Consider the following 14,360-nt stretch of genomic DNA (forward strand, 5'->3'; position numbering starts at 1 on the left):
ACGAGATCGGTTGTCGTGCAGACTGTTCACATAGGTAACGAGAATTCAGGAGAGCGTGATGGCCCGCTCGGGGCAAGCGGCGACGCCGGCGCGCACCGCGGCATCGACGGGTTCGGAGACCTCGCGGTCGAGCGGTAGGGCGTATCCGTTGTCGTCGATATCGAAGACCTCGGGGGCGGCTTCCCAGCAGCGCGCGTGGCCGGAGCATTTGGCGGTGTCGATCGTAAGTCTCATGAAGCCCTGCTTTCGACGTGGACGAAAGAGACGAAGTACTGACGGTCGCGGCAGATCGTGAGACCGAATCCCCCGATCGGTCTCACTGCCTGAGACTCATTGGACACACCGTAGCAACATCGGATGCGTAAGTCGAGACCTGGATCACACTTTTTACCAAGTTTACTATGTCGCGGTGTGCGTGCCCCGGACGACGTGCAGTGACCACCGTTAGGGTGAGGTGGTGCCGATGGACGAGTCCGTGACGACCAACGAGATGAGCTTGCGCGAGCGCCTCGTCCGCGCCGCCGACGAGGAGATCCGGCACCGCGGCACCGTGTCCGTGAGCATGACCGCGATCGCTGAACGCGCAGGTGTCTCCCGAGCGACGGCGTTCCGGCAGCTCGGCGGGGCCCAGGAGATGATCGTCCAGGTAGGGCTGCTTCGCGCCGAGCGTCATATCGAACGCGCACTCGACCGCTCGGCCGGCCACGGCGACATCTTCGCCAAGATGGAAGACACGATGGCCTACAACGCCCGGGAACTCCCCGAGGACCCGGTGATCGTCGCTCTCATGGCTCAGCATTCGGCGTCGGCGCGCCATCCCGACATCCTCGCCGTCACCTCGGCGGTCTCCGAGCCCCTGCTCCGCACCGGACAGGAGGCAGGACTCATCCGCACCGACATCCCGCTGGAGGAATTGCTCGAATACCTCATCGAGCAGACCTTTCTCGCGGCCGAGGACCCCAAGCGCTCCGACGAGGCCGCACGCCTGCGCTTCCGCAGATATGTCGTCCCCGCCCTACGCCCTCAGCCCTCCGAGGACGGTGGCGATGCCGCACGCGAGGACCTCGAGAAGGCCCTCGAGGCGGCCACCGAGGCGCTCGCCGTCGCGAACCGCGCGGCACGCAGGTTGAGGCACGACGCCACCGAATGACGTGACGCTACAGGGTGATCCTGACGTCACGGGATGGTCGTGGACCGTATTACGTGACGGCCCCGGCGATCTTGAGTTCGATGAGCTTGTCGTCGTCGAACCCGAGTTCGCGCAGGATGTCGTCGGTGTGTTCGGCGAACTGGGGTGCCCGCGTCATCTTCACCGGCGCGTTGTCGAACTTCACCGGGCTCGCCACGAGCTTCTGCGGCTTGCCGTCGGCGTCGACCACCTCCACGATCCGCCCGTTCGCCACGAGCGCTTCGTCGTGCCCGAGATCCCAACCGTCCTGCACCGGCGCCCACTGCCCGGTCAGGGACGCGAACACCTCGAGCCAGTCGTCGTAGTCGCGTTGCGCGATCGCGTCGGCGAACCAGCCACCGATCTCCTCGGCGTGCTGGAAGATCGCCTCCATCGACGCGAAGCGCTCGTCGTCGACGAGGTGCTCGAGACCGAGAGCGGTGACGAATTCGTTCCAGTAGCGCGTGGGCTGGAGCATCGAGAACTGCAGCCAGCGCCCGTCGGCGGTGCGGTACGAGCCACTGAGCGGATTGCCGGGCGCGGCGGTCTTGCGCTGCACCTTCGGCAGCGGACCACCGGTGAACAACGAGAGGTTGACGGAGAACTGGGTGGCCCAGGCTCCCACCGCGAGCAACGAGACGTCGACCTCCGACGGCTGGCCCGTGCGTTCCCGGCCGGCGATCGCGGCGGCGATCCCGCCCGCGATGGTCATGCCACCGATGTTGTCTCCGTACGCGCCGGACGGCATGAACGCCATGTGGTCGGCATCCGGCGGCATGACACCGTCGGCGCTTCCGCCGCGCGCCCAGAATGCCGTGGCGTCGTAGGCACCCTTGTCGGCGTCGGGACCCTCGGTACCGAAACCGCTTCCGGTGACGTAGATGATCTTCGGGTTGATGGCGCGGACGTCTTCGAGGGTGATCGAGAGCTTCGCGCGCGGTCCGGGAAGATAGTTGGTCAGGAAGACGTCGCTGCGCCGGATCAACTCCTCGAGGACCGGTCGCGCCTCGGGGTTGGCGAGGTCGATTCCGATGCTTCGCTTGCTGCGGTTGGGTCCTTCCATGATCGGCGCGAACGACGATCCCGCCTTGCTCGCGTCGAGCCCGAGCACACGGACGAGTCCGCGCTGGGCGTCACCGTTCTCGGCGTGCTCGACCTTCACGATGTCGGCTCCCCAGTCGGCGAGCACGGCGCCGGCGGCGGGAACGAAGGTGAACTGTGCGACCTCGAGAATGCGGATGCCCTCCAAGGGACGGTCCATGACGACTCCTGACCTGATCGGGTACGGGTGTTCGGGATGTTCTTCGCTAGCGGGTCCGGAGGAGCATCGCGCCGGACGGCACGCCACCGCCGGCGGTCACGACGGCGACCTTCGCGTCGGCGACCTGCACCCCGGGGGCCTGTCCCCTCAACTGCAGCACCGCCTCGCGGACGAAGCCGTAGCCGTGGGTGCGACCGGCCGACAGCTGACCGCCGTGCGGATTGAGGGGCAGCACACCGTCGACGGAGATGCCCTTGCCGCCGTCGATGAAGTCGGCGGCACCACCGAATTCGCAGAAACCGAGACCTTCGAGCCACGACAGCGCGTTGAACGTGAAGCCGTCGTACAGCAGGGCCACGTCGACGTCGTCGGGTCGCAGATCCGTGCGACTCCACAGGTGTGCGGCCGGGCCGAGCGACTGCGGGAGGTGTGTGAGCGTGCCCTGGTCCCAGGAGAGGTTCTCCGTGATCTGGGTACCGACGGCCTCGACGAGCACGGGTTCGTGCCGCAGATCCGCGGCGGCGTCGATCGCGGAGACGACGACGGCGACGGCCCCGTCGACGGGCACGTCGCAGTCGTACAGCCCGAAGGGGGTCGAGACGACGCGGGCCGAGAAGTAGTCGTCCATCGTGATCGGATCCCGGTACACTGCTTCGGGATTGGCCGATGCGTGGTCGCGGGCCGTGACGGCGATCGCGCCCAGGGCGTCCTTGGCGTCGCCGTAGCGGTGAAAGTAGTGCGAGGCCTGGCACGCGATCCAGTTGGCGGCGGACACCGCGCCGAAGGGGTGCCGGAATTCGAGCATGCCCGAAGCCCTGCCGCCCCCGCCCGACCACTTCCCGGCCTTCACCAGTTCGGAGTGCGTCGACTCCCAGACGGTGCGGAAGCACAGCACGTGACGGCACAGACCGGATGCGACGGCGAGCATCGCCGCGACGATCGAACCGTTCTGCCCCGGCAGGTCGCCGCCGCCGTTCACCCACACCGGGCGGATGCGGAGGGCCTGTTCGACCGGCATGATGCCGCCCTCGGAGATGCCTCCGGGAGCCGCGCCGGGATAAGTGGACAGGCCGTCGATGTCGGCGAGCGTGAGGCCGGCGTCCTCCACGGCGCGCAGGCACGCGTCGACGGTGAGGGTCAGCGGATCCACCATGAGGCGTCGGCCGACGGCGGACTGGCCGACACCGGTGATCGCGACCCGGTCCTCGAATCTGTCGGTCGAGACCGGGGTCCGGACATGCGCGCGCACGTCCTCGGGTTCCGGCAACGGGCCGGGTTCGTCGCCGGCCTCGGGGTCGGGTTCGAACAGCGGCAACCAGATGTCGTCGGCGGCCTGTTCGAAGACGACCCGCACACGGTCGCCCACCGCGACCTCGCCCGGTTCGCATCCGACGATGTTCGTCGTGAGCCGGACGCTCGGGTCCTCCTCCAGCGCGACGATCGCGATGACGTAGGGCGGTGGGAGATCCGGAAGCCACGGCTGGGCGTTGACGGTCGCGCCGACGACGACGGCGCGACCCGAGACGGGCTGCAGCGAGATCTCGCGCGATGCGCACTCCGAGCACAGCACCGCGGTGGGATGCATGAGCTTTCCGCAGGCATCGCACTGTGCGACCCTCAGGACACCGTCGGCGCCGGAGGCCCAGAACCCCGCTGTGGTCAGGGTGGGTTGAGGCAACGGTCTTCGGGACGCTCCCACAGATATCCTCCCTGTCCGATCACCAAGTTAGACAACTTGGGGACGGATGCTAGCACCGACTATGACCCACGTCACCATCCATGCCGAAGCTCGTGGGAAAGCGTGCCGAACACTACCCAGACCGCATCGAGATATATAACCTAGTGCACAACCATCGGGGTGACAGCGCACGAAGGAGCAGGGCACGCACATGACCGAGAACCGAGGCGCACTCGAACCGGCCCTGCTGGAGTGGGTGTCCGAGACGGCCGGCGGAACCATCGTGGAGATCGACCGGCGACCGGGCGGCGGCCGCCGCGAGGCGTGGATCGTGGACGTCGAGACCGGCGACGGCACGATCCTTCCGCTCTTCCTGCGCTACGACCGGCTCGATCCGGCGCAACGCGGAGACCCGTTCACCCTGCACCGCGAAGCGCACTTCTACCGCGCGTTCGCCGATTCCCCGGTGCCGGTGCCCCGCATCGTCGGAGTCCACCCCACCGAACAGGCCATCCTGTCCGAGCGAGTTCCCGGGCAGGCCTGGTTCTCCCGGATCCGCGACGAGGACGAACGCGTGTCGGTGGCTTCCGATTTCATGCGTATCCTGGCCGAGATGCACCGCGTCGACCCGCACCGTTTGCAGCTGCCCGACCAGCATCCGGAGACGGGACTGCGACAGCTGGTCGCGCAGGAGATCGACACCTGGGAGACCGTCTACCGCGACGCCGGCGGGAAGGCCGATCCGCTGATCGAACTCGCACTGACCTGGGTGAAGCGGAACATCCCGGACGTCGACGGCCCCGTCGTCATCGTCCAGGGCGACACCGGTCCGGGGAACTTCCTCTACGAGAACGGTAGGGTCACCGCAGTTCTCGATCTCGAACTCGGTCATCTCGGCGACCCTCACGACGACCTCGCCTGGGTCACGACCCGCGCGGTCCAGGAGCCGTTCACCGACATCCACGATCGCTTCGCCGACTACGAACGCGCATCCGGGACCACGGTCGACCTCGATCGGGTGCGCTACTACCGGGTGCTCGCGGAACTGCGCATCGTGATCCTCGGGCAGGGGAACGCCGCCCATCCGGATCCGTTGGCCGAGGTGGGAAATGCGTTGCCCTACGGGCTTCTGCACCGCCGCCTGCTCGTCGAGGCCCTCGCCGACGTCCTCGGCATCGACCTCGACACGCCGAACGACGTCGAGGCGGAATCGACCGAGCGCGAATGGCTCTACGACGCCGCCCTCGAACAGATCCGGCACATCATCGTGCCGCGCAGCGAGGACGCCTTCGTCATCCAGCGCAGCAAGGGACTCGCCCGCATCCTGAAGTATCTCCGCGACGCGGACCGGTACGCAGATCGCATCACCGAGCGCGATCTGGACGATCTCGAAACCGCGCTCGGATCGCGACCCGACACCGTCGTCGACGGCACCACCGTGCTGGTCGAACGGCACCTCGCCGGTGAGATCCCCATCGACGACGTCCTGACGGTGTTCGCCCGCCAGATCGCCGGGCGCACCCAGCAGTTGCGTTCGGCCATGGGCGTTCTCGCCGAACGACACTTCGACGTCCTGTAGTCACCGTGGAGACCCGAGCGATCCGCAGCCCGAAGGCCGCGGAAGTGGTGGCGCGGACCCTGCGTCGGATGATCGTCGAGGGAGCCCTCGTCGACGGCGATCATCTGCCGCACGAGGCAGAACTCATGGAGCACTTCGCGATCAGCCGGCCCACCCTGCGCGAGGCCGTCCGGGTGCTCGAGGCCGAACGTCTCGTCGAGGTGCGGCGAGGTTCCCGAGCCGGAGCGCGGGTCCGGGTTCCGGGTTCGGAGGTCGTCGCGCGACCGGCATCGTTGTTGCTCGAATTGTCCGGTGCCACAGTCGCCGACGTGTTCGATGCTCTCGAGGCGGTGGAACCTCCCGCCGCACGTCTCCTCGCGATCACCGGGACCGAGGCGGCGTTCGACGAACTCGAGCGCTTCGTCGACGAGGAGATCCCCGCAGCGTTCACGACCCGCGATCTCGGTGTGGCGGCCGCACGGTTCCATCTGCGGATGGTGCAACTGTCCGGGAACGCGACGCTGGCGCTCATCGCGGGAATGCTCCACGAGATCTTCGCCCGGCACACCGGCGAGGTGGCACGCGAACGCATGTCGCTCGCGAATCCGGATGCCGCGGAGAACTTCATGCTGCTCGTGCGATCGCTGCGGCGTCTGATCCGGTTGCTGCGCCTACGCGACGGCGACGGTGCGTTCGAGCACTGGCAGCGGCACATGTACGCATCCCGGCTGCTCACGCTCGAGGGGGATGCCGGCACACCGGTGCGCGATCTCCTCGACTGATCAGGGGTGCGAGACCGCCGTTGCGGACAGCGTGGTCTCGATGCGCGTGCCCTCGCCTCCCACCGCGAGCACCTCACCGAAGCCCTCGACCAGCGACTCGACGAGGACGGGCAGGTCGGGGACGGCGGCGGAGTCGGCGTTGATTCCGATGCAGCAGTGGTTCGTGTGCGACATCAGGGTGATGTTGACGGCCGAGCCGACGGTGGGAGCGAACGGGTAGTACCTCAGCACCTCCGCCCCGGCCATGTACAGCGGGATCGGGGAACCCGGGACGTTCGACGCGAGAAAGTCGATGTGCTCGAGGATTCCACCCAGCACACCGGCCGGAAGCACGTTCAGCACACCCGCGATGGCGGACGAGAGCGGCACGGCCGGTTCGTCCCGCCACGACCGGACGATCCGGTCCACCCGGTGCATCGATGCGACCGGATCGGCGATGTCGAGGGGAAGCGCGAACCGCGCCAGGGTGATCCGGTTGCCTCCGATCGCGTCGCTCTCGCGCCGGAGACTGATCGGCAGCGTCGTCCTCAGTTCGGCGACCTGCGCACCGTGACGGGAATGGTAGTGCCTCAGCCCCAGCAGGATTCCGGCCAGGAAGGCGTCGTTGAGCGAGGAGTCCGCTGCCCGTCCGGCCCGCCGCAACGCGTCGAGCGGCAGATCGAGGGCCGCGACCTCCCGAACCGTGCTGCGGCCGACCATCACCGGAGACAGCGTCGTGAACACCGGCTGCACGAACCGGGCCGTCGAACGGGCCGTGTCCACGACGCTGCGCAGGGCCGCGACCGGATTCGTCACCGACCGCAGACCGGAACGCACGAGCCACGGCACACCCCTCCCCACCATCTCGCCGGCCGTCGAGAGGTACCAGCCCACGGAATCGGCGAGGTCCGATGCCGGAGCCGGGGCCGGCGAATCCTCGGGCAGTGGCCCGCGGTCGGTACCGTCGCGCTCGAAGTCGACCATCTCGTTCGCGATCTGGATGCCGCCGATACCGTCGGTGAGCGAGTGGTGCACCTTGAGGACGATCGCGGCGCGACCGTCGTCGAGGCCGTCGACGATCGTCGCCTCCCAGAGGGGACGGTCCTTGTCGAAGGCCGACATCGCCGCGGCACGCACGAGCGGGAGCACGGTGTCCAGTCCCCCGGGATGCGGGAGCGCGATGCGCCGCAGATGCCAGGACAGATCGAAGTCGGGGTCGTCCACCCACCGTGGTGGAGTCCGCCCGAACGGGGATTCGACGAGCTTGCGACGGAAGCTCGGCACCGCACGTGTTCCGCGCTCCATCATCCGGACGAAGCGCTCCTGGTCGGGTGACCGGTCGAGCAGCGCCACCGCGACGATCGTGGACCGCAGGACGGGGTCCTTCTCCATCCGCCAGGACATCAGATCCGGCTGTGACATGCGCCGATCGTCCGCACCCATGCACACCACCTCCCCCGCCTCCGGTCTCCCTCGCACGGTAACCGCCGCGATGCGCGAATACCGGCGATATCGGCCCGCGAACAGCACCGATGGGCCGGATCGAGGACCTTTCGCTCACGCTGACGCAAACCCTGGTCCCCCGCCGACGGATCGCACAGGATCGGTGACGACTTCGACGCCGTCGAAGATCGCTCCCCATCGCCAGAACCGTGAGGAAGTCCATGCCCCGTCTACGTCGTGCCGGATCGACGGCCATCATCGCGCTCCTTCTGACCGCGGTCGCGGCATGTAGCTCCGGTTCCTCGGGTGACGGCGGCCTCGGTTCCGACAGCGCGCTGCCCACCGAGATCCCCGCGGGCACCAAGCTCGTCATCGCCGACCAGGGTGAGCGGCAGCTGTCCCTCCTCACCGGTTCCGGACAGCTCGACGCGCTGCCGTTCGAGTACGAGTTCGCGACCTTCCAGGGCGCGCCCGCGATCCTCGAGGCCTTCCGAGCCGACGCGGTCGACGTCGCGTGGGCCGGCGAGATCATGACCGTCCAGTCGCTGGTCGCCGGTGACGACGTGCAGGTCGTCGCGGCCATGCAGACGAACAACAGCCTCAACATGGGCATCGCTCCGAACGCTTCGGACATCGAGACGCTCGCGGATCTGAAGGGCAAGCGCATCGGCTACGCCGAAGGCACCTCGCAGCAGGCCTTCGTGCTCCGTGGCCTCGACAAGGCCGGCCTGTCGGTCGACGACGTCGAGCTCGTGTCGATGTCGCTGCCGGACTTCCCGGACGCGCTGCGCTCCAACCAGATCGACGCCGCCCCGATGAGCGAGCCGGTCTTCTCCCGCTACATGCAGACACCGGGCGCGACGTCGCTGCCGCGCCCCGAGATCGAGGACCTCAGCGAAGGCATCTCGTACCTCTACTCGAGCAAGAAGGCCCTGTCGGACCCGGCGACCGCCGCGGCGGTCCGCGCCTACGTCACCGCGTACATCACGTCCGTCGACTGGGCCAACAACAACCCCGACGCGTACATCGACACCTACTTCGTGAAGAGCCAGGGCCTGACGGCCGAGGACGGCGAGCGCATCCTCGACACATCCGGGATCACCACCTTCCCGCACCTCGACGAGGAGCTCATCGAGATCCAGCAGCACACCATCGACGTGATCGATGCCGCCGGTGAACTGCCCAAGCCCGTCGACGCCGCCGACGCCTTCGACCTGCGTTTCGACGAGGTCGTCACCGAAGCGGTCGCCGAGACCGGCGCCTCCCACACCCGCAGCTGACCTTCCGAGGGGAAATCCGACATGACGAACCGCCAGCTCAACCTCAACGCCTTCATCTACCCGACCGGCCACCACGAGGCCTCGTGGCGTCATCCCGGCAGCGTGCCCGAGCGTCTCTACGACGTCACCTACTTCCAGGAACTCGCCCGCCTCGCGGAGAGTGCGAAGCTCGACGCGGTGTTCTTCGCCGACGGCCCGGCCCTGCGCACCGAGGTGAAGTACCGTCCCGACTACGGCCTCGAACCGATCACCACGCTGGTCGCGATGGCCACGGTCACCACGCATCTCGGGCTGATCGCCACGGCGTCGACCACCTACTACGAGCCCTACAACCTCGCCCGGTTGTTCTCCTCCCTCGACCACATCTCCGGTGGCCGCGCCGCCTGGAACATCGTCACCACCGCGACCGACGCCGCAGCGGCGAACTTCGGGTACACCGAACACCCCGACGTTCACGAACGGTACGCCCGCGCACGCGAATTCGTCGACGCCGCGATCAAGCTGTGGGATTCGTGGGAGGACGACGCACTCGTCCTCGACAAGGCCGCCGGCGTCTACGCCGACCCGGACAAGATCCACCGCATCGACGTCGAGGGTGACTACGTCAAGGTGCGCGGCCCGTTCGGTTCGGCCCGCTCCCCGCAGGGACGCCCCGTGCTCGTGCAGGCCGGATCCTCCAACGACGGGCGCGATTTCGCGTCGACCTACGCCGAGGCGATCTTCACCGCGCACCAGCGCATCGAGGACGCCCAGGCCTTCTACACCGACATCAAGACCCGCGCAGCGGCATTCGGGCGCAATCCCGATCACGTGAAGATCCTTCCCGGCCTGAGCCCGTTCATCGGTGCGACCGAGGCCGAGGCGAAGGAACTGCAGCGCGAGTTCAACGAGCTCACCATCGTCGAATACGGCCTCGGGCAGCTCCAGAAGATGGGCCGCATCGACGTGTCCCGGCTCGAGCTGGACGAGAAGGTGCCGGTCGAATTGTTCGCCGGCGCAGGCGACATCACCGACAACGACAACAGCCGCCGCCTGGTCTTCGCAAAGATCGTCGAGCGCGAACAGCCGACCCTGCGTCAGCTGCTGCACAAGCTCGCCGGCGCACGGGGCCACAACGTCGTCGCGGGTACGCCGGTGCAGATCGCCGACATCATCGAGGAGTGGTTCACCAACGGTGCCGCGGACGGCTTCAACATCATGCCGCCGCAGTACCCGCAGGGTCTCGAGGCGTTCGCCTCCCAGGTGGTGCCGATCCTGCAGGAGCGCGGCCTGTTCCGGACCGAGTACACCGGCACCACGCTGCGCGACCACTACGGCCTGCCGCGTCCGGAGAGCCAGTACGCACGCGAGCTCGCTGCCGCCGGCGTCTGACCGACCGAACCGACGAAAGGACTGGAGCCATGAGCGTCTCCGTCGAACCCCGGCGTTTCGGCAGTGGCCTGGCCGGTGACGCCGACACCGACCAGAAGCCCGATCCCGGCGCGACGGCCGACCTGTCGCCGCGCACGACCCGCAGCCGCCTCGCCCCGGGCAAGCCGATCAAGTTCGGCCTGGCGATCGGCCCGGCGCTGCTGCTGGTGGCATGGATCGTCACCTCGGCCACCGGGGTGCTCGATCCGAAGACCCTCTCGGCGCCGTGGACGGTCGTCACCACCGCATGGGAACTGATCGGCGACGGACGACTGCAGTCGAACCTGTGGACCTCCGTCCAGCGCGCCCTGATCGGCGGGGTCATCGGTGTCGTCCTCGGACTGGTGCTCGCACTGGCCGCCGGCCTGTCGCGCATCGGTGAGGCGTTGATCGACGGCCCGGTGCAGATCAAGCGCTCCATCCCCACCCTGGCGTTGATGCCGCTGGCGATCCTGTGGTTCGGCATCGGCGAGGAGATGAAAATCCTGCTCATCGCCCTGTCGGTGTTCGTCCCCGTCTACATCAACACCTACTCGGCGCTGCGCGGCATCGACGCCCGCTACGTCGAACTGGCCGAGACGCTGGATCTGTCCCGCGCCCGGTTCGTCCGGCGCATCGCCCTGCCGGGGGCGCTGCCCGGTTTCTTCACCGGCCTGCGCCTGTCGGTGACCATCGCATGGCTGGCCCTGGTGGTCGTCGAACAGGTCAACGCCTCGAGCGGCATCGGCTACCTGATGTACCAGGCCCGCAACTACGGCATGACCGAGATCATCATCGTCGGACTGGTGGTCTACGCGATCCTCGGATTCGGCAGCGACCTGCTGGTCCGTGCGGCAGAGAGGAAGGCGCTGGCATGGCGCAGGACGATCGGCAACTGACCGTACGCACCCGCGGCCTGAGCCGTGGCTTCGACGGACGCGCGGTGCTGAACAACATCGACCTCGAGATCGCCCCCGGCGAGTTCGTGGCACTGCTCGGCCGCAGCGGCTCGGGCAAGAGCACCCTGCTGCGCGCCCTGGCCGAACTCGACCACGGCGTGCCCGGCTCGGGCACCCTCGAGGTGCCGCAGAAGCGGGCGGTGGTCTTCCAGGACTCGCGACTGCTGCCCTGGGCTCGGGTGCTCGACAACGTGATCCTCGGTCTCGACGGCGACGACGCCGCCGAGCGCGGCCGCACCGCCCTGGCGGAGGTCGGGCTCGCCGGACGCGAGAAGGCATGGCCCACCGAGCTGTCCGGTGGTGAGCAGCAACGGGTGTCGCTGGCGCGGTCGCTCGTGCGCGAACCCGAGCTGCTGCTCGCCGACGAGCCGTTCGGTGCCCTCGACGCACTGACGAAGATCAGGATGCACGGACTGCTGCAGGAACTGTGCGCCAAGCACCGGCCCGCGGTCCTGCTCGTCACCCACGACGTCGACGAAGCCATCGCCCTCGCCGACCGAGTGCTCGTGCTCGACCACGGCTCGTTCGCCGTCGAACTGACCATCGACCTGCCTCACCCGCGGGCCGATCACGTCGTCGAGATCGCGGAGTACCGCCGCACCCTGCTCGAGGCACTGGGAGTCGAGGTCTCCGTCTGAGCGACCTGCACTGTCTCCGCTGGAGCGACCGATGAGAGAGAATCGAATCGTCGCTCCGGAGTCGCCGACGGGAGATGCATCGTGTGTGGACGCTATGCCAGCACCAGTACCCGCGGGGATCTGCTCGCGGCCTACGACGCCGTCGAGGCCGTGGGTGAGGAACTGCCCCCGTCGTACAACATCGCGCCCACCCAGCGCGTGAACGTCGTGCTCGAGCGAGCGCCGCGCGAGGAACCGGACGCCGAGCCGATCCGCATCGTGTCCTCGCAGATCAAGTGGGGGCTCGTGCCGTTCTGGGCGAAGGACCCGAAGATCGGGTCGCGGATGATCAACGCCCGCTCCGAGACCATCACCCAGAAGCCCGCCTTCAAGGCCGCGGCAGCGAAGCGTCGGTGCGTGCTGCCCGCCGACGGGTACTACGAGTGGATGAAGGGTGAGGACGGGAAGAAGATCCCGTTCTTCCTGCACGCGGACGGACCGATCTCGATGGCCGGGCTCTACGAGCTGTGGCCGAACCCGGAGCTGCCGGAGGACCATCCCGACCGCTGGTTGTGGACGTGCACCGTGCTCACCCGTCCCGCGACCGACGCCGCCGGGCACATCCACGAACGGTCGCCGGTGATCCTGCCCGACACCTTCGTCGGTCCGTGGCTCGATCCCGAGCTGAACGACCGCGACGACGTCGACGCCCTGCTGAATTCGATTCCCGAACCGACGCTCGAACCATACGAGGTGAGCACGGCGGTCAATTCACCTCGGAACAACAACCCCGACCTGCTGCGACCTGTCGATTCGTGACATTCCGGCCGTATGGCATTCCCCACGTCGGACCGGAACGATTATCGGAATTGACTAAAGTTGCCGGGTGCGACAATCACGGCAGACTCCGATCGGTTCGACGACGCCTCCGTTCCTCACCGGACCTCGCGGTACCGCCGTCGCGGTGATCGCGTCGCTCGTCTCCGTGGGTGTGCTCGTCGCGATCCTCGTCAGGAGCGAACTCATCGACTTCCTGGTCTACCGGATGGGCGCGCGGGTGCTGCTCGACGGCGCCGACATCTACGGGCAGATGCCTCCGGTGACCGACGACTTCGCGTTGCCGTTCACCTACCCGCCGCTGTCGGCGATGCTCTTCGCTCCCCTGGCGCTGATCCCCGTGACGTTCGGCAAGATCGTCTTCACCCTCGTCTCGGTCGCCGCGCTCGTCGTCACCCTGCGGGTCGTGCTGGACCGGCTCCGCCCGGACTTCGAGACGCGAACGGCATGGATCGTCACGGCGGTCGCGGTCGCCGGAGCACTGTTGCTCGAACCTGTGCGCGAGACGATCTCGTTCGGGCAGATCAACCTCGTCCTGATGGCGCTCGTCGCCCTCGACGTCCTGGTGAAGACCCCGAAGTGGCCGCGCGGAATGCTGATCGGACTGGCCGCCGCCGTCAAACTCACGCCCATCGCATTCCTGCTGCTGTTCCTGCTGCGGCGCGACCGGCGGACCAGCGCCACCATCATCGCGTCGACCTTCGGGTTCACCGCCCTCGCGTTCGCCGTGATGCCCGCGACCTCCACGAAGTACTGGCTGGACACCCTGCCCGACACCGGCCGGATCGGCGCGGCGTACTTCGCCACCAACCAGTCCTTCAAGGCCGTGATCTCCCGCTTCGGGCCGCCCGAACTCATGGGGTCCGTGCTGTGGCTGCTCGCCGTCGCGGTGATGCTGCTGGTCGCGGTGGTGGCCATCCGGCGTGCCCTCGAGCAGGGCGATCTCGTGCTCGCCCTGTTCGCGAACGCGACGGCCGTGCTGCTGGCGTCGCCGGTGTCGTGGTCGCACCACTGGGTGTGGGTCGCGCCGGCACTGCCGGCCCTCGCGCTCGCGGCGTGGCGCGCAACCGATGCGCAGAGGCTCACGGCGATCGCCGCCGGCGTCGCGCTCGTCTTCCTGATCGGCCCGCACCATCTGTTCCCCACGGGTGGCGATCTCGAACTCGGCTGGGCCGCATGGCAGCACCTGCTCGGCACGCTCTACGTCACGGCTGGATTCGGATTCCTGCTCTGGCTCGCCTTCGGTCCACGGACCGATCCGGACTCCGCCTCGTCGGAACAACTGCCGAACGCGGAGACCGCGCGCTGATCGTGTAGAGGGTGCGCCGGTTGTCGGGCATCCGGGTCGTTGTTCGCGAAAGGCCGACGGGAACCCGGAAAGAACGTAATAGTGAGAGGGATGTCGCCGT

The 14,360-nt window shown here is 67.9% G+C and carries 13 protein-coding genes; 9 read left to right on the forward strand and 4 right to left on the reverse strand.

The window, feature by feature from the left end; all coding sequences use genetic code 11:
* Positions 1-45: 45 nt before the first annotated feature.
* A complete protein-coding gene (locus ACNJ7K_RS06365) occupies positions 46-234 on the reverse strand; it encodes a ferredoxin (RefSeq protein WP_016691128.1) in 189 nt (62 codons plus the stop codon).
* Positions 235-463: 229 nt separating this feature from the next.
* Between ACNJ7K_RS06365 and ACNJ7K_RS06370 the strand changes: the two genes are divergently transcribed.
* Positions 464-1,150: a TetR/AcrR family transcriptional regulator gene (locus ACNJ7K_RS06370; RefSeq protein WP_230789491.1), complete on the forward strand. Its 687-nt coding sequence runs from the start codon at positions 464-466 to the stop codon at positions 1,148-1,150.
* 49 nt (positions 1,151-1,199) lie between these two features.
* Here the strand turns inward: ACNJ7K_RS06370 and ACNJ7K_RS06375 are convergent, their stop codons facing one another.
* A complete protein-coding gene (locus ACNJ7K_RS06375) occupies positions 1,200-2,429 on the reverse strand; it encodes a CaiB/BaiF CoA transferase family protein (RefSeq protein WP_230789476.1) in 1,230 nt (409 codons plus the stop codon).
* Positions 2,430-2,475: 46 nt separating this feature from the next.
* Positions 2,476-4,128, reverse strand: a complete 1,653-nt coding sequence (locus tag ACNJ7K_RS06380) for a thiolase C-terminal domain-containing protein (protein WP_487041371.1) — start codon at positions 4,126-4,128, stop codon at positions 2,476-2,478.
* Positions 4,129-4,318: 190 nt separating this feature from the next.
* Between ACNJ7K_RS06380 and ACNJ7K_RS06385 the strand changes: the two genes are divergently transcribed.
* Together ACNJ7K_RS06385 and ACNJ7K_RS06390 are read left to right on the forward strand one after the other, a co-directional pair.
* Positions 4,319-5,686 (forward strand): phosphotransferase family protein, encoded by a 1,368-nt coding sequence (locus ACNJ7K_RS06385; protein ID WP_159417078.1) that lies wholly within the window; start codon positions 4,319-4,321, stop codon positions 5,684-5,686.
* 5 nt (positions 5,687-5,691) lie between these two features.
* The gene (locus ACNJ7K_RS06390) at positions 5,692-6,447 is read left to right on the forward strand and encodes a FadR/GntR family transcriptional regulator (RefSeq protein ID WP_487041372.1); all 756 of its coding nucleotides are present in this window, start codon (positions 5,692-5,694) and stop codon (positions 6,445-6,447) included.
* On the opposite strand, the gene ACNJ7K_RS06395 is transcribed toward ACNJ7K_RS06390, so the two are convergent.
* Complete coding sequence (locus ACNJ7K_RS06395) at positions 6,448-7,848, reverse strand: wax ester/triacylglycerol synthase domain-containing protein (protein WP_487041373.1); 1,401 nt, start codon at positions 7,846-7,848, stop codon at positions 6,448-6,450. It abuts the gene before it with no gap.
* A gap of 242 nt (positions 7,849-8,090) precedes the next feature.
* On the opposite strand from ACNJ7K_RS06395, the gene ACNJ7K_RS06400 reads away from it, so the two are divergent.
* From ACNJ7K_RS06400 to ACNJ7K_RS06425, 6 genes are all read left to right on the forward strand, one after another.
* Positions 8,091-9,149, forward strand: coding sequence for an ABC transporter substrate-binding protein (locus tag ACNJ7K_RS06400; RefSeq protein ID WP_085468683.1), 1,059 nt, complete (start codon positions 8,091-8,093; stop codon positions 9,147-9,149).
* A gap of 21 nt (positions 9,150-9,170) precedes the next feature.
* Positions 9,171-10,520 (forward strand): LLM class flavin-dependent oxidoreductase, encoded by a 1,350-nt coding sequence (locus ACNJ7K_RS06405; RefSeq protein WP_487041374.1) that lies wholly within the window; start codon positions 9,171-9,173, stop codon positions 10,518-10,520.
* A 29-nt stretch (positions 10,521-10,549) separates the two neighbouring features.
* Positions 10,550-11,437: an ABC transporter permease gene (locus ACNJ7K_RS06410; RefSeq protein WP_085468681.1), complete on the forward strand. Its 888-nt coding sequence runs from the start codon at positions 10,550-10,552 to the stop codon at positions 11,435-11,437.
* Positions 11,413-12,135: an ABC transporter ATP-binding protein gene (locus ACNJ7K_RS06415; protein WP_085468680.1), complete on the forward strand. Its 723-nt coding sequence runs from the start codon at positions 11,413-11,415 to the stop codon at positions 12,133-12,135. Before ACNJ7K_RS06410 ends, ACNJ7K_RS06415 begins: the two co-directional genes overlap by 25 nt.
* Before the next feature lie 81 nt (positions 12,136-12,216).
* Positions 12,217-12,933, forward strand: a complete 717-nt coding sequence (locus ACNJ7K_RS06420; RefSeq protein WP_085468679.1) for an SOS response-associated peptidase — start codon at positions 12,217-12,219, stop codon at positions 12,931-12,933.
* 67 nt (positions 12,934-13,000) lie between these two features.
* Positions 13,001-14,260, forward strand: coding sequence for a glycosyltransferase 87 family protein (locus ACNJ7K_RS06425; protein WP_120280978.1), 1,260 nt, complete (start codon positions 13,001-13,003; stop codon positions 14,258-14,260).
* The last annotated feature ends 100 nt before the right edge of the window (positions 14,261-14,360 follow it).

Source organism: Rhodococcus shunpengi, from assembly GCF_048381395.1.
Taxonomy (GTDB): domain Bacteria; phylum Actinomycetota; class Actinomycetes; order Mycobacteriales; family Mycobacteriaceae; genus Rhodococcus.

Coding starts and splice junctions, on each gene's coding strand:
- ACNJ7K_RS06405 (WP_487041374.1), top strand. CDS start 9,171: ATGACGAACCGCCAGCTCAACCTCAACGCCTTCATCTACCCGACCGGC.
- ACNJ7K_RS06400 (WP_085468683.1), top strand. CDS start 8,091: ATGCCCCGTCTACGTCGTGCCGGATCGACGGCCATCATCGCGCTCCTT.
- ACNJ7K_RS06365 (WP_016691128.1), bottom strand. CDS start 234: ATGAGACTTACGATCGACACCGCCAAATGCTCCGGCCACGCGCGCTGC.
- ACNJ7K_RS06370 (WP_230789491.1), top strand. CDS start 464: ATGGACGAGTCCGTGACGACCAACGAGATGAGCTTGCGCGAGCGCCTC.
- ACNJ7K_RS06385 (WP_159417078.1), top strand. CDS start 4,319: ATGACCGAGAACCGAGGCGCACTCGAACCGGCCCTGCTGGAGTGGGTG.
- ACNJ7K_RS06410 (WP_085468681.1), top strand. CDS start 10,550: ATGAGCGTCTCCGTCGAACCCCGGCGTTTCGGCAGTGGCCTGGCCGGT.
- ACNJ7K_RS06415 (WP_085468680.1), top strand. CDS start 11,413: ATGGCGCAGGACGATCGGCAACTGACCGTACGCACCCGCGGCCTGAGC.
- ACNJ7K_RS06375 (WP_230789476.1), bottom strand. CDS start 2,429: ATGGACCGTCCCTTGGAGGGCATCCGCATTCTCGAGGTCGCACAGTTC.
- ACNJ7K_RS06395 (WP_487041373.1), bottom strand. CDS start 7,848: ATGTCACAGCCGGATCTGATGTCCTGGCGGATGGAGAAGGACCCCGTC.